Here is a 23,213-nt window from a genome sequence, read left to right as displayed (position 1 = left end):
TCATTTTACACAGTTTAAACGCTACCTTGCAACAACTTACAATTATTCTTATTATCCCCTAAAAAGGAAAAGTGTAGAGCATGCTTTCCTCTACACTTTTAAAATGAAACACATTGTGCAAAATGCATTGACACATCCATCATAATTATATGCTTATTCCATATATTTTTAAAGACTTTTATTACAATAAAAGTTCTTTTTGTAATAAAAGTCAAAAAAATGTTACATTTAAAACTTCTTCATATCATATTTCTTTAAATCAAAGTTTCACTCATTTCCTTACAAATCCCTATGCTGGTACAATTGATTTTGTGCCTTTCTTAACAATTCTTCAAAAGTTTTTCCTTCTATTGGATAACTAGCAGCTCCAAATAATAGCGTCATACTTAACAAACCATTTTCTATTTCACTTTCAATATTTTTCATTAATCGATTTGTTATTGTCGACTTTTCATGTCCGTTATCAATCGCCACAATAACATACTTATTTTCATCCCACCTAGTAACGACATCTCCTTTACGAATTGTCTTTACAATCGTACTCTCCAATTTTTGTACTAACACCTCCAATTTTTTTTCTTGCACTGTTTCTTTTAGTTCTTTCCATTCTTTCACAGAAAGAATGTACACTGTAATATTATGAGAATCCCGTTCTGATAAAGCAGCTACTTTCTCAAAGAAATCAACTACAAAATCATTACTTGCCATTCCCCCTACTTCCGTATCCATACGCCCACTCGCTCTTTTATCATACCAATGTCCAAAATAATAGCTGAGTATCATTTGCAATATATAAATAATAAAGACGGTATAAAATGATCGTGAATCCAGTTTTGTAATTACATCCTGAAGCGCAATCCATTCTGTAACTGCCACTGTATTCCCAAGTAATAACCCACTAATTTTCCCTTTATGTTTCATACTTTCCCTCCCTTCTATACCAATATATGTTTCTATAACAATTATGTTTTTCTACAAAATAAAAAATGTACATATTAAGTGTACATTTCCGCTTAAGCTTGTCTACCATTTCTATTCTATTTCATATATATACTATATATCGTTTTAGAAAGAGGTGACTTATATGCTACAAAAAGAGAATCTATCAGATATTATACGTTTACTAGCAGGTTTTCTATTATCATTAAAATTACTGTTTAATTCTTTCGGAGTGAACTTTATTACAAACGATCAAATTGATGCTATTGTAAATGTTGCTTCCTTTCTTTTCATCCTATATTTTGGTTTTGAACTATCCCCACTTAACACTCTAACGAGCTGTTTGAAGTGGGAGATTCCTACGAACACTAAGGTATCCCTCAGTTTTATGAGTAGGCAATCCCCGTAATCCCTACGGTTAGGAGCCTTATGGCCTCTTTTCTCAGATTTTCCGCTGCATTCACATCTCTATCATGATACATACCACAAGAAGGACACTTCCATTCACGCAGGTTCAGGCTTTTCACATCTTTATTTTTGTAGTCGCAATACGAACAAGTTTGGGAACTAGCGAATGTTTTTGACACCACAATCACTTGTTTCCCATACCAGCATGCCTTATACAACAACATCGCTTTGAATTGTGACCATGATACTTCTTGAATCGCTTTCGCTAGTTTGTGATTCTGTAACATATTCGATACTTGTAAATCTTCTATCCCAATCACATCGTGGTTTTTGATGATCCTTGTAGAGAGTTTTTGCAAGTAATCCGTTCTTGCATTTTTGATTCGTTCATGAATACGAGCGACTTTCATTCGCTGTTTATGCCAATTCGCTCCGCCTTTTATACGTCTAGATAGAATACGCTGGGCATGAGCGAGTTTCTTTTCTAATACCCGAGACCATTTTGGATTACCGAATACCTCACCCGTTGAAAGAATAGCAAAGTTTTTCACCCCAACATCTATACCAACAGCGGAATCGGTCTTCGGCAATTCTTGTACTTCTGCTTCAGCAAGAATTGTGACAAAATATTTTCCACTTGGATTCCTTCTGACAGTAGCACTCAAAATTCGTCCTTCTATCTCACGACTTTTGACAAATTTGACAAGACCAAGTTTCGGTAACTTCAATTTATTATCTATAATCGCAATGTTTCCATTTGTATGTTTCGTTGTATAGGATTGGATTTTATTGTTCTTCGATTTAAACCGAGGTACTTTGTTTTGTTTTTTGAAGAATCTTGCATACGAGTCAGCGAGGTTGTGAAGAGAAGATTGAAGAGCGATACTGTCCACTTCTTTTAGCCATACAAATTCTTTTTTGAGAGTAGGTAATTGCGAAGAACAAGTACCATAGGATAACCCTTTTCCTGTTTCTTTATATCTATCATTCCACTTTTCCAAAAAGTAGTTAAATACAAATCGTGAACAACCAATCGTTTTCGTAATAGCTATTTTTTGTTCTAAACTAGGATAGATCCGAAACTGATACGCTTTATGGATAAGCACCGCTTTTCACCTCACTTCCTTTTTTTATTTGTTTACAATCTTTTTCACGATATGTATGAGAACGATACCATGATATAGCAAAAAATACTAATCACGTATCATTTCTTCTTTTTTGTCGAAAGTCCTCTGTCCCTTTCAAAAAAAATATACAAATGAAAGAACTTTTACAATGAAACCATTTCGTAGATGTAAAAATGCCTCGGAGCTATAACATTTTCTTTCTATAGGAACGAACTGATTACGATACCGGTACCTTATACTGATTCTTCACCAAGAAAAACCTTTAGGCTGTTGCCTAACCGTCATTCAGCTCCCACCTACTCATTGGAGCATGTCCTACCCATTCCTTGAGGTGGGAGTTTTCTGTCGGGAAATGATAAAAATAATTATGTAGGCAAAAAAGGAATCGAGCAAAAAAAAGTACTCAAAAAACACAACCTCCATTAAAAAAGGAACCTTTCGTACAGGTTCCTTTTTATCATTGCCGCACTACAACTTCATTTGTTTGCAGTGGACCATATGATACTCCTTTATATTGAAATGTATATGTGGCCTGAAATAATGCGTTTTTAAGTGCTTTATCTTTATTTGCTTTTATTTTACAAATTAGTTCTACCTTCTCATCCGGTAACAAATTATCAATCCGCCACCTAACAAGCTGGAACAGGAACTCACTCATCCCCTTATCAGCCTTTAGTGAGTTTGGAATATAGGCAAAATAATCTCGAATCATATGACTTACTACAACTCGTGAAATCATTTCCATTCCTTTATTTTCAACTTCCATTCGAATAATAAGTATGTCATTTACATCATAGGTCAGTTCATATGAAAATTTTTCTTTATACATACTACGGATTTGCAATGTAACTGCTACATTAGGACATTCGGTCTCCTTTTTTGAGCCATCAATCCATAACACCGGTTGTAGCGGTATTGAACGCCTTTCTTGATCCGAAATTCGTTTCCATATTTTCATAATAATATTCACCCCATTTCAGATGCATCCTATCCATACGACCTTATTCTGCCTCTCTACACAATATTAATAAAGCTTGTTACAAACGATATATAGTTATTACTCTTCCTTTTATCCTATTCGACAATATTAAGAAAAAACCATTTTTCCTCTGTTAACAGACAGTATTCTTACTGAAATATTTTTTTACATTTTCCTTCATTGACTTTATACCAATATTAAGTATTACTCACTCTTTCACAGTCCATACAACAGAATATTTTGACGGAAGAAAAAGTTTGCCTTTTAGTCAAATTTGACTATAATATTCTTTATGGCTTGTGCACTTGTGTAAATTGATTTGAAAGAACTATACTTTCCATTTTTATGCGCTGCACTCAAAACTTAATATAGTTTACTTATTTTTAAAGGAGGGTTATATTTGGAATCTCAATTATTAAAAAAAGACTCCAACAATACAAAATTTGTGGTTGCAGGTTTATTACTTGGTATTTTAATGGCGGCAATGGATAATACAATCGTTGCAACAGCAATGGCAACGATTGTTGGAGACCTAGGAGGGTTTGACAAGTTCGTTTGGGTCACGTCTGCATATATGGTAGCAACAATGGCAGGGATGCCTATCTTCGGAAAACTTTCTGATATGTACGGTCGGAAACGATTTTATATTGGTGGTCTTATTCTTTTCTTATTTGGTTCTGCACTTTGCGGAACAGCATCTAGTATTGAGCAACTAAGTATTTATAGAGCAATTCAAGGAATCGGTGGCGGTGCTCTTATGCCTATCGCCTTCACAATTATGTACGATATATTCCCACCAGAAAAGCGCGGAAAAATGACAGGGCTATTCGGTGCGGTTTTCGGGACATCTAGTGTATTCGGTCCTTTATTAGGTGCTTATATTACAGACTATATAAGTTGGCATTGGGTCTTCTATATTAATATTCCATTAGGACTTATCTCCTTCTTCTTCATTACTAAATACTACAGTGAATCACTGGAATTTAGAAAACAAAAAATCGATTGGGCTGGCGCTATTACGCTTGTTATTAGTATCGTGTGCTTAATGTTTGCCTTAGAACTTGGTGGTAAAGAATATGCATGGAATTCCACTGTAATTATCGGTTTATTTACAACAGTTGTGATTATGCTTATTATTTTCTTCTTCGTAGAACAAAAAGCAACTGAACCTATCATTTCTTTCCACCTATTTAAAAAGCCTTTATTCGCAGCTAGCCAAGGCGTTGCCTTTTTCTATGGTGCCGCCTTTATTATCTGTACAGTTTATATCCCAATCTTCGTTCAAGGTGTTCTCGGCGGTTCAGCCTCAAATGCTGGATTAATTTTAACACCTATGATGGTTGGTTCTGTAATTGGAAGTCAAACAGGTGGACAGTTAGCTTCTCGAACAAGTTATCGTAACATCATGATGGTGTCTGGCGTCTTCTTCGTAATTGGTATTTATTTACTAAGCACTTTAACAATGGATACACCTCGTCTACTTGTAACGCTATTTATGATTCTCACTGGACTTGGGGTTGGTTTCTCGTTCTCAGTTTTAAGTATGTCTTCTATCCACAAGTTAGAAATGCGAGATCGTGGTTCTGCTACATCAACAAACTCATTCTTCCGTTCACTCGGTATGACTCTTGGTGTAACGATTTTTGGTACCATTCAAAATCATATTTTTACGGATAAACTAAACACTGTGTTCCCTCCTGAACTAGCAAAATTAGCTCCAAAAGGTGGAGACACAAGTTTCTTATTATCACAAGGTGCTACCGAGAAGATTCCAGCGGAAATATTAACTGGTATTAAAGATGCTCTCGCTACCTCTATTGCCAGTACATTCTTCTGGGCACTTATCCCGGCTGTACTAAGTATTATTTGTATTTTACTTATGGGAAATGAACGCCTCTTTACAGGACCAAAAACGAAACAAAAACAAAAGCAAGTAAGTTAGTATAGAAAAAAGAAACGGCATACCCTTTATGAAAAAGGGTATGCCGTTTATAATATGTATAAAGTTTTTATTTATAGGAGTTGAGACAGCATGAGCATGAAATTAGTCATTCTCGGCTTGCTACTCGAAGGAGATAAACATCCATATGAAGTGCAGCACATCATGAAAGAACGACAAATGGATTGTTATATTAAATATGCAAAAGGATCACTTTACTACGCCTTCGAGCAATTAGAAAAGCAAGGTGCAATTCGTATTACAACTATTGTTCGAGATACGAATAGACCAGATAAAACAATCTTTCACATAACAGAAGAAGGTAAACAATTATTTCACAAGTTACTATTAAAACAATTCGAGGCAAAAAATCAAATATATAAACCAATTTATTCGGCACTCTCTTTCGCTCATTTTAGTGATGACCAAGAGTTAGTTCCGATTTTAGAAAAAAAGAAAAATGATACCGTTCAATATTTACAGAAAATGCAAACTATTTATGATTGTAGCAAGGGTAAAATTCCACGTGCACAACTATATATTTTACAGAGCGTTATTGAACATATTACAGTTGAATTGCAATGGTTAAATACCCTCCTTACAGATGCAGTTGCAGGACGCCTTTCAGAAATTGATATAGATGAAGGGTAAACTTGTAAAGAAGAAACTGTAAAAGACAATAAAGTTATTTCATTTTAAAGCTTAAAACAAACATAACCCCGTTCTAATTTAGGACGGGGTTATGTTTGTTTAATTTTCGACATAAGATACTTCACTACAATCAAAAATATAACAAGGATTTATTCGGCACTGGCGTCCCATAATGGAAGATTCCCCCTCAAAACTCTATATAAAAAGGTTGTTGCTTTTCATCCAAACTGTATTCAATTCTTTGTCTGAAATTCATAAAACTCACCATTTCCAGCGCCTGCTCTATAGGATAGAATCCTACTTCCAAACTTTCTGGTGTAGTCGTTAATTTACCTCCAACTGGTCTAGCTAAAAACAACGTATTACATATTGAGTGGTTCACATTTTGAAATACTCCACAAAATTTTAAAACCTCAATATCAATACCCGTCTCCTCTTTAGTCTCCCTTATTGCAGCATCTTTCAAAGACTCCCCTTCTTCAACTTGTCCACCTGGCATTTCCCACCCTCTTCTAGGTCCCTTAATTAATAGGATTTCTTTTTGTTCATTCATTACAATTGTCGCTGCTGAAACTATATGTTTTGGCGGTGAATAAATATTTTGTGTACTTTGTTCCAATTGAAATTCCCCATTTCTATAAACTTAGTATATTTATCTTTATACAGGAGCCTTATTCTTTCTTGTGATAAGTTACTATTTCAAAATGACTCATTCAATCCCCTTCCTTATTCCAGAATATGGACGAATTTTCAAATAACAGAACTAGCATCTTATCTTTTTACAAGTACATACTTCTTTGTAAGTTTAATCGCACTTCCTTTCAATTCCCCTTACTTTTCTCCGTCTCATAAGAAACAGAATAATATGAATAATTAAAATAAAAAACTTTAGAATTTTCTTATTTTAAAACAGTAGACAAAATTCCAAAAATTGTGTTAGAATTTGTTTCAATATCATATCGCTTGTTAACTTCCTTTCAAAAGGAAAATAGGTACACGAACATTTCGTTTCGTGTTTAAAAGGGAAGATTGGTGAAACTCCAACACGGTCCCGCCACTGTAAATGCTGAGATTTCTTTTTAGTGCCACTGTGAAAACGGGAAGGTGAAAGAAATTATATGAAGCATAAGTCAGGAGACCTGCCTGTTTTAACAACACTGATAGATTCACGGATGATGATGAGGTGTTAAAACAAAAAGGAAGGCTTATTTTCTATGCCTTTATACTTTTTGTTATAGGTATTTCCTAGTAAACGGGAATGCTTACTTTCAATTAGGGAGGAATTTGAAATGGCAATTCAAACAAGTAATTTAGGTTATCCACGTATCGGACTACAACGAGAGTGGAAAAAAACATTGGAAGCTTTTTGGTCCAATAAAATCGATGAAGAACAATTTTTAACAACGATGAAAGAAATTCGCCTTCAACACGTTAAAGTACAGCAAGAAAAAGGGATTGAACTTATTCCAATTGGCGACTTTACATATTATGATCACGTTTTGGATACTGCTTATATGCTAGGATTTATCCCATCACGTTTTTCTGAGTTTACATCTTACCTTGATGTATATTTCGCAATGGCACGTGGCTCTAAAGATCACGTAGCTTCCGAAATGACAAAATGGTTTAATACAAACTATCACTATATCGTTCCTGAATATGAAGAGGGATTACAAATCTCTTTAAAAGATAATCGTCCACTTCGCTTATACGAAGAGGCAAAACAAGAATTAGGAGTAGATGGAAAGCCTGTTATTTTAGGACCATATACTTTCTTGAAATTAGCTAAAGGTTATACACAAGAACAATTCGCTACTATTTTAAAACAATTAGTTGCACCATACGTACAACTGCTTTCAGAACTACATGCAGCTGGTGCACAAGTCATTCAAATTGATGAACCGATTTTCGCTTCTTTAACGAAAGAAGAAGTGCAACAAGCAAAAGAAATTTATGAAGCTATTCGTAAAGAAGTTCCAAATGTGAATCTTCTTTTACAAACATATTTTGATAGTGTAGAAGAAAACTATGAAGAAATTATTACATTCCCTGTATCCGGTATTGGATTAGATTTCGTTCATGGTAAAGAAGGTAATCTACATGCTATTTCAAAATATGGATTCCCAGCTGATAAAACTTTAGCTGTCGGTTGTATAGATGGCCGTAACATTTGGAGAGCTGACCTTGATGAAGTTCTTACGCTATTTACAACGTTACAAAAACAAGTCCAAACGAAAGATTTCATCGTTCAGCCTTCTTGTAGCTTATTGCATACACCAATCGATAAAACAGAAGAAACTCACTTATCGACTGAACTATTCGATGCATTAGCATTTGCAAATCAAAAATTAGAAGAGTTAGTTCTCATTCACTCTGCTCTCACTAAAGGTACAGAAAGTATTAGTAATGAGCTAGAAACATATCGAAATGTACATCATACAATTCGTTCATCTGCTGTACGTAACCGTGAAGATGTCAAAGCAGCACGAACAGCACTAAAAGAAGAAGATTTTTCACGTCCTCTTCCATTTGAGAAACGATACGAATTACAACAAGTTGCCCTAGAGTTACCGTTATTACCAACAACGACTATTGGTAGCTTCCCGCAAACAACTGAAGTTCGTCAAACGCGAAAAGAATGGCGTAACGGTGTTATTTCAAATGAACAATATGAGCAATTTATTGAAAAAGAGACAGAAAAATGGATTCGTTACCAAGAAGAAATTGGTCTTGATGTCCTTGTACATGGTGAATTCGAAAGAACTGACATGGTCGAATATTTCGGTGAGCGCCTTGCTGGTTTCTCATTTACTAAAAACGGTTGGGTACAATCATACGGTTCCCGCTGCGTAAAACCACCTGTTATTTATGGTGATGTAGCCTTTATTAACGGAATGACTATTAAGGAAACTGTTTATGCACAAAGCTTAACAGAGAAAGTTGTAAAAGGAATGTTAACTGGACCTGTTACGATTTTAAATTGGTCTTTCGTTCGAAATGACATTCCAAGAAAAGAAGTTTCGTATCAAATTGCATTAGCTCTTCGTCACGAAATTGAACTACTTGAATCTTCCGGAATTCGAGTAATCCAAGTCGATGAGCCAGCACTTCGTGAAGGAATGCCACTAAAAGAAAAAGATTGGGACGCTTATATTACATGGGCAGTACAATCCTTCCTTTTAGCAACTTCTTCTGTAGCAAATGAAACACAAATTCATACGCATATGTGTTACAGTAATTTCGAAGATATTGTTGACGCGATTCGCGCATTAGATGCAGATGTGATTTCTATCGAAACATCAAGAAGCCACGGAGAATTTATTGATACATTAAAACATACAACATATGAAAAAGGCATCGGTCTAGGTGTATATGATATTCATAGTCCACGTGTACCGAGTAAAGATGAAATGTATAAAATCGTAGAACAATCTTTAGAAGTATGCGATCCTAAATATTTCTGGATTAATCCTGATTGTGGTTTAAAAACGAGAAGAACGGAAGAAGTTATCCCGGCTTTAGAACACATGGTGCAAGCAGCAAAAGATGCTCGTTCCCTACTAAAAACAAACGCATAACAAAAATGGGTTATCCTTTTTGAGGATAACCCATTTTTTATTCTTTACTTTCAAAAAAGAATTCGTATTGTATTTTATATAATTCATCATCCGTTGGTTCTTCAAGAGGAGTTGCCTGTAATACAACTGTATACTCACCATTCGGAATAGGGATTTGAAATTTATTTGAAAGAATACTTGTTACAACGATACATTCATTTTCAATTGTGAAAGGAACTGTAACCGTTCTAATCACTTCTTCTTTCTCAATATGCTTCCCGCAAGTCACTTTTACTTCACAAGTATAATCAGAGAGTGCTTCAAAAATAACAGTTCCATCCGCCTTCGCATAACCTCTTTCAAAATCTTCATCCGTCCAGTCAACGTAAGGCTGATCACCGTCATAGTTCATCAACATTAATTGCGAATACGAAATTGTTAACTCCATAGGTCACTTCTCCTTCATTATGAAATATGCAACTACTACTTTACGTCAAATTTCACACGTGTACCATCTGGGTATTTATCTAACTTATTTCCTACCCAAGACCCTGCCCCGCGATTATCGGCTGGACTTATATATTCAATATGTGCTCCTTTTCCGCCTTCTTTACACATCGCCATTGGCCATTCATCACGATCATACCCTTTTTTTGATGGGTATGGAGCTAACGATAATTTTCTTCTATCCGCAGCGCCACCACGGTCGATTGTACAAACTTCTGAATGCCCTTCTTTTATAGCATCCGTAATATGTTTCCCTGTCTCTGGATATCGCTCTTTCGGAAATTCTAGAACTTGATCATACGCATTTGTTTTTTTGATACTTGTTTCTTCTGGAACAAGTACTTCATAAACCGCTACTACAATAGAAAGAATTGCAATAATTGAAATGATAATACCTTTTAATTGCTTCATGTATACCTCCATGATTCTCTACCAGTTTCTTTTCCTCCGTTATTATAACAAACTTCTCCTGTATATGTTTTCAGACATTATTTTAGCTCTTCTTCGTCATTACGCCAAAAAACTCTCATTTTCCTTCATCTTTTCACTAATGCTGTAGAAAACTAATAACCTTCCGACATTCTTTTTCAAAGGAAGTCCTCATAAAAGATTGAAATGATATATACGATACTTTTTGGGGAGGAAATATTATGGAAGCTACCTATAAAACGAAAGATGTCACGAATAAAACAGGCATCCCAAAACATATAGTTCGCAAATATAGTCAACTGTTAGAGGAACATGGTTATATGATTTCCAAAACAGCTGATGCTCGTATTTATAAATTAGATGATTTAAAACTATTGAAATCTATACATGAAAGAGCTGCTACATTGCAAGAAGATATTTCAGAAACGATACCTATTATTTTAAAAGAAAAAGAGGCCCCACCTGTACCAGTTATACAAGATACGCAAGAAATACAACCGAAAGAAAAAGAAGATGGGCGTAACTTTGAGGAGTTCATGTTAAAACTTGAAATGCTCGCTCAATTAAATGAAGCAATTATTCATCAAAATTCTACCCTTATTACCCAAAATCGTTTAAAAGACGAAAAACTAGATGAATTGATGCAACAAGTCTATGTAAAAGAAGGCTCTCAAGAAAAAATGCTACAAGAGTTAGTAGATCATGCCGCTCAAACAGATGCCCTGCAAAAAGAAAAGATGGACTTATTAATGAATCATATGTATAAACGAGAATCTAAGCAAGAAGAAAAAATGAATAAACTCGTAAATCAAATTTATAATAAAGACAGCAACCGTGATGCACAACTTATGCAAGTAATTCGTGAAATTCAAGAAACAAAAAGAATGGTTGCTGCCTCAAAAGAGCAAGGGTTCTTGCAATCATTTAAAAGTTTATTTAGCCGAGCAAAACAAGAAAAAACAAATGAATAAACAATATAAAATAAAAAGTTACCTTCCATCGGTAACTTTTATTCCTTATTTCTTACAGCTGGCAATATAATAATCGCTTCAGTTCCTTTCCCACTTTCACTTTTATATTCCAGCGTACCATTATGCGCTTGTAAAATACTAAAAGTTACCATAAGCCCTAATCCTGTCCCTTTTTCTTTTAAAGAATAATATGGTTGTCCCAGCCTTCCTAACTGTTCGTTCGTCATTCCAACACCACTATCTTTAACTCTTATTACAATCGTTTCATCTTTTTGCATAGCGGTTACTTTTAAGTATCCTTTATTTCCTTGAATTGCTTCAATACCATTTTTAACAACATTCATAATTGCTTGCTTCAATTTCGTCTTATCACCGATCGTATAAAGACTTTCAGAAATCTCAACTTGTAAATATACACCTTGCATCGCTGCAAATGATGACATAAGAGTTGTCATTTCTATTAATTGAGCTGATAAGCAAATGTGTTCTTTTTTCTCAATTTGTGGCCTTGCTAAATTCAAATAATCTGAAATAATTTGTTCTGCCCGGTCCAATTCAGCTAATACGAGACGCATATAATCCTTATTCTTCACATCTTCTGTACTTTCTAGCAATTGAATAAAACCACGAACAACAGTGAGCGGGTTTCGAACCTCATGTGCAACACTTGCTGCTAACTCACTTACAATATTAAGCTTTTCTGATTTTTGCATCTCTGTACGTAGTATTGCATTTTCATTTAAATATTCCGTTAAGTACACCTGAAATACCATTGTCATAACCATAGTAAGCGAAGCAAATATATATCCGCTATATAGGTTCGAAATATACGGTGTAAACCCCGTTTCTAACAGAACGTTAATCATGCCAATCACTAAAGAAACAAGTACGTACAATGATGAAATCATAAATGCTAAAATTAGCTTCTTGTCCCTTGAAAATAGAGACCATTTCTTTGATAAAAATAATGGAACTATCAATAAAAATAGTACTTCTATGACTGGAAGAAGGCTCATTCCCTTGAGCGCCCATTCAGATGCAACAAAAATAACGGCCGGGATTAAACCAACAATCCCACCATATAGAAAACCACTAACAATCGGGATTGGGTGAAAGTTATACCCACAAATGTCACCAAAACAAATAGAGTATGTCATGGAGAGAACGAGTGTAATGCTGGATAAAAACATAATAAAGTAGCGGTTCGGCTTCGGAGGCATTTCTTGATAACGATTTAAACGAATCGCTTCATATAAAAATAATGGCAAAATAATGATGGCAATTTGGATCATTAAATCACGGATCAGCTCCATAGCCTCTCATCCCCTATATGTATTTTGATATGATTATATCATTTTACGGGTTTATTTGTTTTAAAATTTTGATTTTTCTTAACATATTTGTTAATTCTTTGTTAACAACACATAATAATTGTTACAGATTTTCGAAATGAATGTAAACCCTGTACCAAATTTCTGCCGGGCAGTATACAATGAATACGGATTACAAAGAAAATAAAAAATACTTCATGAGACGGACAACTATAGCAAAATACAGCATATAATCCATACTATCTATGTTTACAAATAAGTGATCATTATTTTAGTAGGAGGAAGATAAATATGGCGGGTACTACGCTTGTTTTAAAAGAAGAAAATTTGGTCGTTCTAGAAAATGTTGAAAAATCAGTATATGAAGAGTTACAGCATAAAACAGGAGAAGAAAATTGCACATGTGCTGTGAATGAATCAGTTGTTCACCTTGGCAAAGTATCCTCTGTACTTTGGAATGAAGATGAAATAGATTGGGAGTACGGATATTAAAAAGTCGCTTACAGCGGCTTTTTTTCTATTATCCCTCTCTTTTTACATAACATATACGCAAGCGAAATCATAGAAAATATGTTAAAATGAACTTAATTTTCAAACGGAAGAAAGGGAGATACAATGGAACAATTCATTAATCCTAGAGTGAAGGATATCCAAATTTCTGGAATCCGTCAATTCTCTAACATGATTCAAAGCTATGATAATCTTATCTCTTTAACAATTGGACAACCCGATTTCCCTACACCTTCTCTTGTAAAAGAAGCGGCAAAACGGGCTATTACAGAAAATTATACAAGCTATACACATAACGCCGGTTTACTAGAATTACGCAAGGCAGCTTGTAACTTTGTAAAAAATAACTACGATTTACTTTATTCACCTGAAAACGAAACCATCGTTACAATCGGTGCCAGTGAAGCAATTGATGTTGCATTTCGAACGATTTTAGAGCCAGGAACAGAAGTCATTTTACCTGCTCCTATTTATCCAGGATACGAACCGATTATTCGATTATGCGGCGCTACACCTATTTTTATCGATGTTCGTGAAACTGGGTTCCGTTTAACAGCCGAAGCACTAGAAAATGCCATTACAGAAAAAACGAGATGCGTCGTACTGCCGTATCCTTCTAATCCAACTGGTGTAACTTTATCAAAAGAAGAACTACAAGCTATTGTAGATGTTTTAAAAGATAAAAACATTTTCGTCCTTTCTGATGAAATTTATAGCGAACTTGTATATGAACAAACGCATACATCTATCGCTCATTTCCCAGAAATGCGTGAAAAGACGATCGTCATTAACGGTTTATCAAAATCTCATTCTATGACTGGCTGGCGTATCGGTCTATTATTCGCACCAAGCTATTTAGCAGGACATATATTAAAAGTTCATCAATACAACGTAACGTGCGCTACTTCAATCGCTCAATATGCTGCAATTGAAGCATTAACAGCTGCTAAAGATGCACCAAAAATGATGCGCCACCAATACAAAAAACGCCGTGATTACGTATATAATAGACTCATTCAAATGGGCTTAACAGTTGAAAAGCCAACAGGTGCATTTTACTTATTCCCATATGTTGGTCATTTAACATCTTCATCATTTGATTTTGCACTTGACCTTGTCAAAGAAGCTGGACTAGCTGTCGTTCCTGGAACTGCATTTTCTGAATATGGTGAAGGCTATCTTCGCTTGTCCTATGCGTATAGTATTGAAACTTTAAAAGAAGGCTGTGATCGATTAGAGGCCTTTCTACAACAAAAAGCTAAGAGTTAAACTCTTAGCTTTTTTATGCATAATGATCGCAAGTTTGGCGCTTTAGTAATTTATGAGGAATAATAATACACTTTGCAGTAGACTCCGCATTCTCTACTTTATCAACTAAAGCTTTTGCTGCCTCATACCCTAGTTGATATATATTCACATCAACTGTCGAAAGTGGCGGACTCGCAATTTCTGATAATAAAGCATTATTAAAGCTGACAATCGAAACATCCTTCGGTACAACGAATCCTTTTTTTGAAAGTGCACTTAACACACCAAGTCCAATTAAATCATCCGTTGCCACAATTGCTGTCGGTGGTTGCTGCAGCCCCATTAACTCCTCAACGGCTTGTTGACCACTTTCCCTCGAAAAATCAAAATGTAAAATATACTCTTTTGGTAATACAATGTCTGCTAATTTTAAAGCATCACTCATACCAGCCAAACGATCTCTCGTTACAAGTAAATCTGATCCACCGCCGATAAACGCGATTTGTTTATGACCTAATGAAATCAAATATTCTGCTACTTCTCTTGCAGCTGTATAATTGTCATTATCTACATATGTAATTTCATCTTTTCGATCATATGGTTTCCCGATTAAAACAAACGGGAAATTTTGTTTATGCAAATATTGAATAATCCGGTCATTCTCTCTTGAATATAAAAGTATAATGCCACCAATTTGGCGTCCCTGCACCATCTTTACAACACCATTAAAAATTTCATCTTCCGTTTCACCTGTCGACATATAAAGCGCATACCCTTCCACATGTGCAAATGAACTAATCCCTCTTATAACTTCTGGGAAAAATGGATTTTGAAAAGCTTTACTTGCAGAACTTGGCATAACAAGACCCAGTGTTTTTGTTGTTTGGTTAGCTAGGTTTCTTGCGTTTAAATTGGGATGATACCCTAATTCACTCATTACTTTCCGAACACGACGCTTTGTTTTTTCACTTATACTTGGATTATCAGCAATTACACGAGAAACGGTAGATGGTGCTACATTCGCCTTCTTCGCCACATCTTTAATTGTAACTGTCATAAAAATCCCCCTCCTCTCACTTCTCTGCCATTTTATATATATTTTTAATCTTGCACCCGTTGCAAGTAATAGGAGAAGTCATAAACTTTCATTGATTCTATCTTGCAAAACCTATCATATTCTCCCTCTCCATGTATTGTAAGGGATATAGCTCTTTTTTCCTATACTATAATATACTATTTATTTCACTTCTTTTCATATGTGATGTCAAATCTCTTTTCATCTCCCTATAAAAATTTTTATAGGGAGATGAAAAGAAAAATGGGACATAACGTCCCATTTTTCATCCTTTCGTACCTCCAGCAGTTAAACCAGAGATAAAGTATTTTTGTAGTGATAGGAATAAGATTGAAATTGGGATTGCAATCAATACTGAACCCGCTGCAAACGTTGTAAATTCATTACCAAATTTCTTCGCTACCATTTCATATAACCCAACTGCTAACGTATAATTTTCTGGTGTGCGCAAAATAATACTCGCTAAAATGAAATCTGTAAATGGACCGATGAAAGTGAATAACGCTACAACTGCTACGATTGGCTTTGCAAGTGGCATAATGATTTGCCAAAAAATACGGAAATGTCCTGCTCCATCCATACGAGCTGACTCATCCAATTCTTTCGGAATCGTATCAAAATACCCTTTCATAAGCCATGTATTCATTGGGATTGCCCCGCCGACATAAATTAAAATTAATGCAAGGTGCGTATCAATTAATCCCGTTAACTGCGCTAATACGTATAGAGCGATTAACGCTGCAAAGTTTGGAATCATTTGCAGAATTAAAAATGTTAATAAACCATTTTTTCTTCCAACAAAACGGTATCTCGAAAATGCATAAGCAGTAAAACTAATTGCTAACACTGAGAAAATCATCGTTAAAACACTTACTTTTAATGTGTTTTTATACCATAGTAAATAATTACTATTCTCTAAATCTAATAACTTACGATAATGATCTAACGTTGCATTTTGTGGAATAATACTTGACCCAGATAAACTATCACCCGGATTAAACGATGAACCAATAATCCATAATAATGGATAGAAAATGATGGCACACATTACGAAAATAACGAAATAACTTAATGAGAGACGTAACATCTTTTGTCTTTTAATATTCATTTACATCATATCCTCTTCTTGGAATGATTTTGTTCTCTTAAATTGCCATAACGCAACTGTAATAACGATTAACGATAATATCATTGTAAGAGCTGCTGCTTTCCCGTACTGTGCGGAAGTCATCGTTAACTTATAAATCCATGAAATTAAAATATCTGTCCCACCTGCGTCTTGTCCAGCTACAGCAGGACCTCCGCCGTTAAATAGATAGATGATACTAAAGTTATTAAAGTTAAACGTATATTGCGTAATTAATATTGGTGCTGTTGCATATAAAACAAGTGGCAATGTAATTTTACGAAACTGTTGCCAAGCTGTAGCTCCATCTACTGTAGCTGCTTCGTATAATTCTCCCGGAATCGATTGCAGTATACCTGTCGTCATTGCAAAGACGAATGGGAACCCAAGCCACGTTTGAATCATAATTAAAGCAACCTTCGCCCAAAATGGATCTGTCATCCAAGCAATCTTTTCAATTCCGAATAAAGCTAATACTTGATTGTTAATCGCTCCAAATGTTTCATTAAACATACCAGAGAAAACAAGAATAGATACGAATGCTGGGACCGCCCACGGTAAAATGAAGATTGTTCGAATAATCGCCTTCCCTTTAATACCAGGCTGATTTACGATAATTGCTAAGAAAATACCAAGTGCAACTTGTAATGTCGTTGCAACGAATGTCCAAATGACAGTCCAAGAAAATACACTTAAAAATGTCTCTCGCCACATCGGTAATGTAAAGATATCAATAAAGTTTTTAAATCCTACCCAATCTACTAATTTAGCTGGAGGAGAATGATATAAATCATAGTTCGTAAATCCAATTAAAATTACGAAGATGATTGGAAATACAACTACAAAGATAAGTAATAGAAAACCTGGTGAAACCATTAAATATGGAAAACCTTGATCTAGTAAATTACGGTATTGCTCTTTTACAGAGTTTAAAGGGGTTCCTATATCACGTTTCTTCCCGTTTTGGTATGCATCATATAAATTAAATGCATATATTCCGAGTCCAAACACGATGACGATAAGTGCCAAAATTCCTTCTACTAATAGAAAGACAGAATGGTCACGTGGAACTTCTGTACCAAGCGTTACAATTCCCCATAATCCCATATTTAATAAATCAGCAAAGGCTACAATAAATGAACCTGTTAATACTAGAAAAATAAGACCTTTTACAAATTGCTTATTATACATTTGGCCCACGCCTGGAATGATAGATAACATGGTTGCCATTTTCCTATGCTTTGAACCGTTTAAACCGTTTGCTGGTTCCATAGATGTTTGCATGTTCCTTCCCCCTTTTTTCTGGGAGAGAATTCGTACCCCTCATATGAGAGGCACGAATTTCACCTTATTTTTTCTTACTATGATTTGCCTCAATATTACCTTTAATTTGCTTCACTGCATTATCAAGTGCTGCTTTTGGTGCCTCTTTTTCCGTAACAACTAATTGAAGCGCATCTCCAGCTGGTTTCCATACTTCTTGCATTTCTGGAATGTTCGGCATTGGAATTCCATTTTCAGATTGTGTTGCAACTGCTTTTGCAGCTTCATTATCTTTAATGATTGGATCTTCCATCACTGCTTTTACTGGAGGAATTTCTTTTGTTTTCTCAAATCGAATTTTTGCGTTTTCTTCATTTGTTACCCATTCAGTGAACTTTGTAGCTAAATCATTTTGTTTAGAGAAACTTGTTACATGCCATCCTTTAACCCCAACAAATGTTTTCATCGGTTGACCATTTGGTAATTTTGGCATTGGAGCAACACCATAATCAATTCCGTTCTTTTCCATTGCTTGGAACGCCCATGGGCCGTTCATGATAGATGCTGCTTTTCCTTCGTTAAATAGTCCATCAGCAGCAGGTCCACCAGATTCACCGATAATACCTTTCGGGAATAACTTTTCTTTGTACCATTTTTGAAGATATTCAGCACCTTGTACCGCTCCGCTATTATTTAATCCAACATCACTTGCATTTGGCTTTCCATCTTTTTCACCAAATACGTAACCACCCATACCTGCCATGAATGCATTAGCAAAGTAGAAGTTATCTCCTAATGTTAAGAATCCGTACTTGCCATCTTTTGTAAATTCTTTTGAGAAGTTAAACAGCTCATCCATCGTTTCTGGCGCTTTTGGCATTAATTTTTTATTGTAGATAAAGACTGGTGTCTCAATTGCTTTTGGTAAACCATATAATTTTCCGTTATATGTCTGTGCTTCTATTGATGATTCAGTAAATTTACTCTTCACAGCATTATCAGCTTTCACTTCAGAAAGTAAACCTTCTGTTACTGCGTTTCCGATTTGATCATGTGGCAATGTTACAACATCTGGTCCGGTCCCCGCTGGTCCATCAAGGCGTAACTTCTTCACTTGATCTGTCATTTGCATTTCAACAACTTTTACTTTTACTTTATATTTTTCCTCAAAGCTTTTCACTGCTGGTTCTAAACCAACACCTTTTTTATCATCTTCCCAAACGAGAAGATCGTAATCTTTCTTTGCTTTACTTTCTTCTTTCTTCCCTGAATCTTTCGGTCCACATGCAGATAACATACCAATTGATAATGCTGAAACCGTTAATAATGATAATGCTTTCTTCATCCCAAAAACCTCCCTAAATTGTATATGTACCTTATTAATTGAAAACGTTTGCATTGAATGGTTTAATAGAAGCGCAAACAATATCTCAATCTATGAAAACGTTTGCGCTATTTGTCTATCATTATACATTCTTTTATTTATTTTGCAAATATTAATTTTAAAAATATTATTAATAAACTCTTTATACATTGACTTTATATGAAATGAATACTACTCTTATAAGCAATATTAAAGCTATGCAAAAGGCAATCGTTTGCAACATATGCTTTATTATTACACGTAAGGGAACAATATATATGGAGATATTAAAGGGGGATTTTCTATATGCTTAAAGAAGCCATTTATCATAGGCCAAAAGATAATTATGCATACGCTTACGATGAAAAAACGATTCACATCCGAATACGTACGAAAAGAGACGATGTTCAAAGCGCCACTCTTATTTACGGTGACCCTTATGATTGGAACGATGGGAAGTGGATTACATCAAATACAGCGATGAGAAAAACTGGCTCTACTGCATTGTTTGATTATTGGTCCATTTCCATCGAGCCAAAATTTAAGCGCTTACGTTATGGATTTGAATTAAAAACGGAGACAGACACGCTTATTTATGCAGAGCGAGGCTTTTTTTCCAGTATTCCAAACGATGATGTTGGTAACTTCTTCTGTTTTCCATTTATTCATGCAAATGATGTATTTCAAGCACCTTCCTGGATTAAAGACACCGTTTGGTATCAAATTTTCCCAGAACGGTTTGCGAATGGGGATCGTGCACTAAATCCAGAAAACACCCTCCCTTGGAGCAGCGCTGAGCCAACTCCAACTAATTTTTTTGGCGGAGATTTTGCTGGCATTATTCAAAATCTTGATTATCTTGTTAAACTTGGAATTTCGGGAATATATTTCACACCTATTTTCAAAGCACATTCAAACCATAAGTATGACACCATTGACTACATGGAAATCGATCCGCAATTTGGCACTAAAGAAACGTTCAAAGAACTCGTTCAGGCATGTCATACACACGGTATAAAAGTAATGCTCGATGCCGTGTTTAATCATAGTGGATACTTTTTCGATAAATTTCAAGACGTACTAAAAAATGGTGAGCAATCAGCATATAAAGAGTGGTTCCATATTCATGAGTTTCCAATTAGAACTGAGCCACTTCCGAATTATGATACTTTTGCGTTTACACCATTTATGCCTAAATTGAATACAGCACATCCTGATGTAAAAGAGTATTTACTTGAAGTAGGGCGTTATTGGGTAAGAGAATTCAATATAGACGGTTGGCGCCTTGATGTAGCAAATGAAGTCGATCATAGCTTTTGGAGAGAATTCCGAAGCGAGATAAAAGCATTAAATCCTGAAGTATATATTTTAGGAGAAATTTGGCACGATGCACTACCATGGTTACAAGGAGATCAATTTGATGCTGTAATGAGCTATCCTGTTACAAACGCTCTACTGTCTTACTTTGCTAACGATTCCATTAAAGCAAATGAATTTATGAAACAAATTACAGAATCTCTACATTCCTACTCTATGAACGTAAATGAAGCAGCGTTTCATTTATTAGACAGCCATGATACACCAAGAATATTGACAACATGTAACGGAGATAAAAATAAGTTAAAGTTACTTAATGTATTCCACCTTTCTTTCATCGGCTCTCCTTGTATTTATTATGGAGACGAAATTGGTATGGACGGCAGTATGGACCCAGCTTGCCGCAAATGTATGATTTGGGATACGAAAGAACAAGATCATCTATTATTTACACATGTACAAACATTAATTTCATTACGAAAGCAATATAAAGCATTTGGAGGACATGGTACTTTCCAATTCATCGAAGCAAATGATGAATATAATTATATTTCTTATACGAAAACATATGAAGATGAAACTATCTTTTTCGTTCTAAATCCGACTGATAGTGAAATTACTGCTTCCCTCCCTCTCCATGTTACTGGAAAGAAAATCATTAACATTTATACAAACGAAGAATTTTCAGCGGAAGCACGTGTATTACAAGTTACACTTCCTCCATATGGATTCTCAATCTTAAAATGGTAATAAAAAAGCCTTATACCAAGTGGTATAAGGCTTTTTCTTATTTCAATTTAAATACCATCGCTTCATACGGACGTAATGTCATGTTATCTATCGATCCATTCTCTACGTCGTAATTGTGTATGAATAACTCTGCTTCACTATAATTAATGCCCTCAGGCAATTCAAATACACATTCTTCCGCCGTAAAGTTTGCAATGACAAGAAGTTTTTCTTCTCCATATGTTCTTACGTATGCAAAAATAGAAAGGTTATTCTCTAATATTAAATCATATGATCCATACACAATAATCTCATTATTTTTACGTAACTCAATTAATTTTTTATAGTAATAAAAAATTGAATCTTTATTTTGGATCGCTTGTTTCACATTGATTTCTTTATAGTTAGGGTTTACCGTAATCCAAGGCTCACCTGTTGTGAATCCAGCATGATTCTGATCGTCCCACTGCATCGGTGTTCTAGCATTATCTCGGCCTTTTATATAAATAGACTGCATCACTTTATCTATATCTTCACCGCGCTCTATAACTTTTTCCTTATACATATTTAATGTTTCAATATCTCGATATTCATCAATCGATTCAAATCGAACGTTTGTCATTCCGATTTCTTCTCCTTGATAAATATACGGTGTTCCTTTCATCATATGAAGTACGGTCGCTAACATTTTCGCAGATTCAATGCGATACATTTCATCATTACCAAAACGAGATACAACGCGAGGCTGATCATGGTTATTCCAATATAGGCTATTCCATCCTGTATGCTCTAATGCCTTTTGCCACTTCGTTAAATTCTCTTTTAAAGTAAGGAGTGAGCATGGTTTGACATCCCATTTTCCGCCTTCTCCTGAATCTAAATCCATATGTTCAAATTGGAATACCATCTGCAGTTCTTTTCGTTCTTCCCCAGTATACATTTTCGCCTCTTCTGTCGTTACACCAGGCATTTCACCAACCGTCATAATATCATAATGAGACAATACTTCTTCATTCATTTCATGTAAATATTTATGAATGTTTGGACCGTTCATAAAATGCTTATGACCTGAAACATACCCCTCTTCTTCGGTTTCAACAGCTGGTAACCCCTCTTCTTTAGAAATAAAATTAATAACATCCATACGGAAGCCATCAATTCCTTTTTCTAACCAAAACTTCATCATTTCATAAACATCTTGTCTTACCTTTTCATTATCCCAATTTAAATCCGGCTGTTTTTTAGAAAACAGATGTAAATAATATTCATCTGTCATTTCATCATACTGCCATGCTGATCCACTAAAAGCTGCGCCCCAGTTGTTCGGCTCTTTTCCTTCTTTTCCAGGACGCCATATATAGTAATCTCTATATTTATTATCTTTTGATTTACGTGACTCAATAAACCAATTATGTTCGTCAGAAGTATGATTAACAACTAAGTCCATCATAAGTTTCATATTACGTTCATGCATTTCATGTAATAGCTCATCCCAATCTTCCATCGTTCCGAACTCATTCATAATTTTACAATAATCACTTATATCATAACCATTATCATCATTTGGAGATTCATAGACCGGCGATAACCAAATGACATCAATCCCTAATTCTTTTAAGTAATCTAGCTTTGAAATAATACCACGAAGATCCCCAATACCATCACCGTTACTATCCATAAAGCTACGAGGATAAATTTGATATACTACACTTTCTTTCCACCATTGTTTTTCCATTATGCTACC

At 35.1% G+C, this 23,213-nt stretch carries 20 protein-coding genes and 1 riboswitch; of the genes, 8 read left to right on the top strand and 12 right to left on the bottom strand.

Translation table 11 applies throughout. The annotated features are described in order from the left end of the window. Nucleotides 1-279: 279 nt before the first annotated feature. Nucleotides 280-921 carry a diguanylate cyclase domain-containing protein gene (locus tag AABL52_RS07490; protein ID WP_000680839.1) on the bottom strand — a complete coding sequence of 214 codons (642 nt, stop codon included), beginning with the start codon at nt 919-921 and terminating at the stop codon, nt 280-282. 163 nt (nt 922-1,084) lie between these two features. On the opposite strand from AABL52_RS07490, the gene AABL52_RS07485 reads away from it, so the two are divergent. Then, entirely contained in the window at nt 1,085-1,348 is a 264-nt protein-coding gene (locus tag AABL52_RS07485; RefSeq protein ID WP_341519126.1) for a hypothetical protein, read from the top strand. Here AABL52_RS07485 and tnpB read toward each other — a convergent pair. Beyond that, complete coding sequence (tnpB, locus tag AABL52_RS07480; protein ID WP_341519125.1) at nt 1,326-2,453, bottom strand: IS200/IS605 family element RNA-guided endonuclease TnpB; 1,128 nt, start codon at nt 2,451-2,453, stop codon at nt 1,326-1,328. The two genes, AABL52_RS07485 and tnpB, sit on opposite strands and share 23 nt — an antisense overlap. 478 nt (nt 2,454-2,931) lie before the next feature. Beyond that, nucleotides 2,932-3,432, bottom strand: coding sequence for a hypothetical protein (locus AABL52_RS07475; protein WP_097843836.1), 501 nt, complete (start codon nt 3,430-3,432; stop codon nt 2,932-2,934). A 421-nt stretch (nt 3,433-3,853) separates the two neighbouring features. Here AABL52_RS07475 and AABL52_RS07470 point away from each other — a divergent pair, with 421 nt between their 5' ends. Beyond that, nucleotides 3,854-5,395 (top strand): MDR family MFS transporter, encoded by a 1,542-nt coding sequence (locus AABL52_RS07470; protein ID WP_341519124.1) that lies wholly within the window; start codon nt 3,854-3,856, stop codon nt 5,393-5,395. Nucleotides 5,396-5,485: 90 nt separating this feature from the next. Then, nucleotides 5,486-6,043, top strand: a complete 558-nt coding sequence (locus AABL52_RS07465) for a PadR family transcriptional regulator (RefSeq protein WP_341519123.1) — start codon at nt 5,486-5,488, stop codon at nt 6,041-6,043. A 187-nt stretch (nt 6,044-6,230) separates the two neighbouring features. On the opposite strand, the gene AABL52_RS07460 is transcribed toward AABL52_RS07465, so the two are convergent. Then, nucleotides 6,231-6,662 (bottom strand): NUDIX hydrolase, encoded by a 432-nt coding sequence (locus tag AABL52_RS07460; RefSeq protein ID WP_000438231.1) that lies wholly within the window; start codon nt 6,660-6,662, stop codon nt 6,231-6,233. A gap of 354 nt (nt 6,663-7,016) precedes the next feature. Next, nucleotides 7,017-7,204, top strand: a riboswitch (cobalamin riboswitch). Between the two features lie 128 nt (nt 7,205-7,332). Between AABL52_RS07460 and metE the strand changes: the two genes are divergently transcribed. Beyond that, a complete protein-coding gene (metE, locus tag AABL52_RS07455) occupies nt 7,333-9,621 on the top strand; it encodes a 5-methyltetrahydropteroyltriglutamate--homocysteine S-methyltransferase (protein ID WP_341519122.1) in 2,289 nt (762 codons plus the stop codon). 37 nt (nt 9,622-9,658) lie between these two features. On the opposite strand, the gene comJ is transcribed toward metE, so the two are convergent. Then, nucleotides 9,659-10,048 carry a competence protein ComJ gene (gene comJ / locus AABL52_RS07450; protein ID WP_000424013.1) on the bottom strand — a complete coding sequence of 130 codons (390 nt, stop codon included), beginning with the start codon at nt 10,046-10,048 and terminating at the stop codon, nt 9,659-9,661. Nucleotides 10,049-10,083: 35 nt separating this feature from the next. After that, entirely contained in the window at nt 10,084-10,518 is a 435-nt protein-coding gene (gene nucA, locus AABL52_RS07445; RefSeq protein ID WP_000811502.1) for a DNA-entry nuclease, read from the bottom strand. A 239-nt stretch (nt 10,519-10,757) separates the two neighbouring features. On the opposite strand from nucA, the gene AABL52_RS07440 reads away from it, so the two are divergent. Further along, complete coding sequence (locus AABL52_RS07440; protein ID WP_000388475.1) at nt 10,758-11,507, top strand: DUF3967 domain-containing protein; 750 nt, start codon at nt 10,758-10,760, stop codon at nt 11,505-11,507. A gap of 38 nt (nt 11,508-11,545) precedes the next feature. Here AABL52_RS07440 and kinB read toward each other — a convergent pair whose 3' ends face one another. Further along, nucleotides 11,546-12,820: a sporulation sensor histidine kinase KinB gene (kinB, locus tag AABL52_RS07435; RefSeq protein ID WP_341519121.1), complete on the bottom strand. Its 1,275-nt coding sequence runs from the start codon at nt 12,818-12,820 to the stop codon at nt 11,546-11,548. Between the two features lie 309 nt (nt 12,821-13,129). On the opposite strand from kinB, the gene AABL52_RS07430 reads away from it, so the two are divergent. Both AABL52_RS07430 and AABL52_RS07425 read left to right on the top strand, forming a co-directional pair. Next, nucleotides 13,130-13,330 (top strand): hypothetical protein, encoded by a 201-nt coding sequence (locus AABL52_RS07430; protein ID WP_000929285.1) that lies wholly within the window; start codon nt 13,130-13,132, stop codon nt 13,328-13,330. A 123-nt stretch (nt 13,331-13,453) separates the two neighbouring features. Continuing rightward, nucleotides 13,454-14,617, top strand: coding sequence for an aminotransferase A (locus AABL52_RS07425; RefSeq protein ID WP_016086487.1), 1,164 nt, complete (start codon nt 13,454-13,456; stop codon nt 14,615-14,617). 13 nt (nt 14,618-14,630) lie between these two features. Here AABL52_RS07425 and malR read toward each other — a convergent pair whose 3' ends face one another. From malR to AABL52_RS07405, 4 genes are all read right to left on the bottom strand, one after another. Next, entirely contained in the window at nt 14,631-15,653 is a 1,023-nt protein-coding gene (gene malR, locus AABL52_RS07420; protein WP_151632849.1) for a maltose operon transcriptional repressor MalR, read from the bottom strand. 283 nt (nt 15,654-15,936) lie between these two features. Further along, complete coding sequence (gene malD, locus AABL52_RS07415) at nt 15,937-16,779, bottom strand: maltosaccharide ABC transporter permease MalD (RefSeq protein WP_001022595.1); 843 nt, start codon at nt 16,777-16,779, stop codon at nt 15,937-15,939. After that, nucleotides 16,780-18,081 (bottom strand): maltosaccharide ABC transporter permease MalC, encoded by a 1,302-nt coding sequence (malC, locus tag AABL52_RS07410; RefSeq protein ID WP_001194990.1) that lies wholly within the window; start codon nt 18,079-18,081, stop codon nt 16,780-16,782. It abuts the gene before it with no gap. Between the two features lie 64 nt (nt 18,082-18,145). Further along, nucleotides 18,146-19,405: an extracellular solute-binding protein gene (locus AABL52_RS07405; protein WP_341519120.1), complete on the bottom strand. Its 1,260-nt coding sequence runs from the start codon at nt 19,403-19,405 to the stop codon at nt 18,146-18,148. 324 nt (nt 19,406-19,729) lie between these two features. Between AABL52_RS07405 and AABL52_RS07400 the strand changes: the two genes are divergently transcribed. After that, nucleotides 19,730-21,490: an alpha-glycosidase gene (locus AABL52_RS07400; RefSeq protein WP_341519119.1), complete on the top strand. Its 1,761-nt coding sequence runs from the start codon at nt 19,730-19,732 to the stop codon at nt 21,488-21,490. A 37-nt stretch (nt 21,491-21,527) separates the two neighbouring features. Here AABL52_RS07400 and malL read toward each other — a convergent pair whose 3' ends face one another. Then, nucleotides 21,528-23,204 carry an oligo-1,6-glucosidase gene (gene malL, locus AABL52_RS07395; protein ID WP_341519118.1) on the bottom strand — a complete coding sequence of 559 codons (1,677 nt, stop codon included), beginning with the start codon at nt 23,202-23,204 and terminating at the stop codon, nt 21,528-21,530. Nucleotides 23,205-23,213 lie beyond the last annotated feature (9 nt).

The sequence above is a fragment of the Bacillus paramobilis genome (assembly GCF_038096195.1).
GTDB classification, from domain to species: domain Bacteria; phylum Bacillota; class Bacilli; order Bacillales; family Bacillaceae_G; genus Bacillus_A; species Bacillus_A mobilis.
The sequence above is the reverse complement of the archived record's forward strand: the minus strand, read 5'-3'. Positions and strand labels throughout refer to the sequence as shown.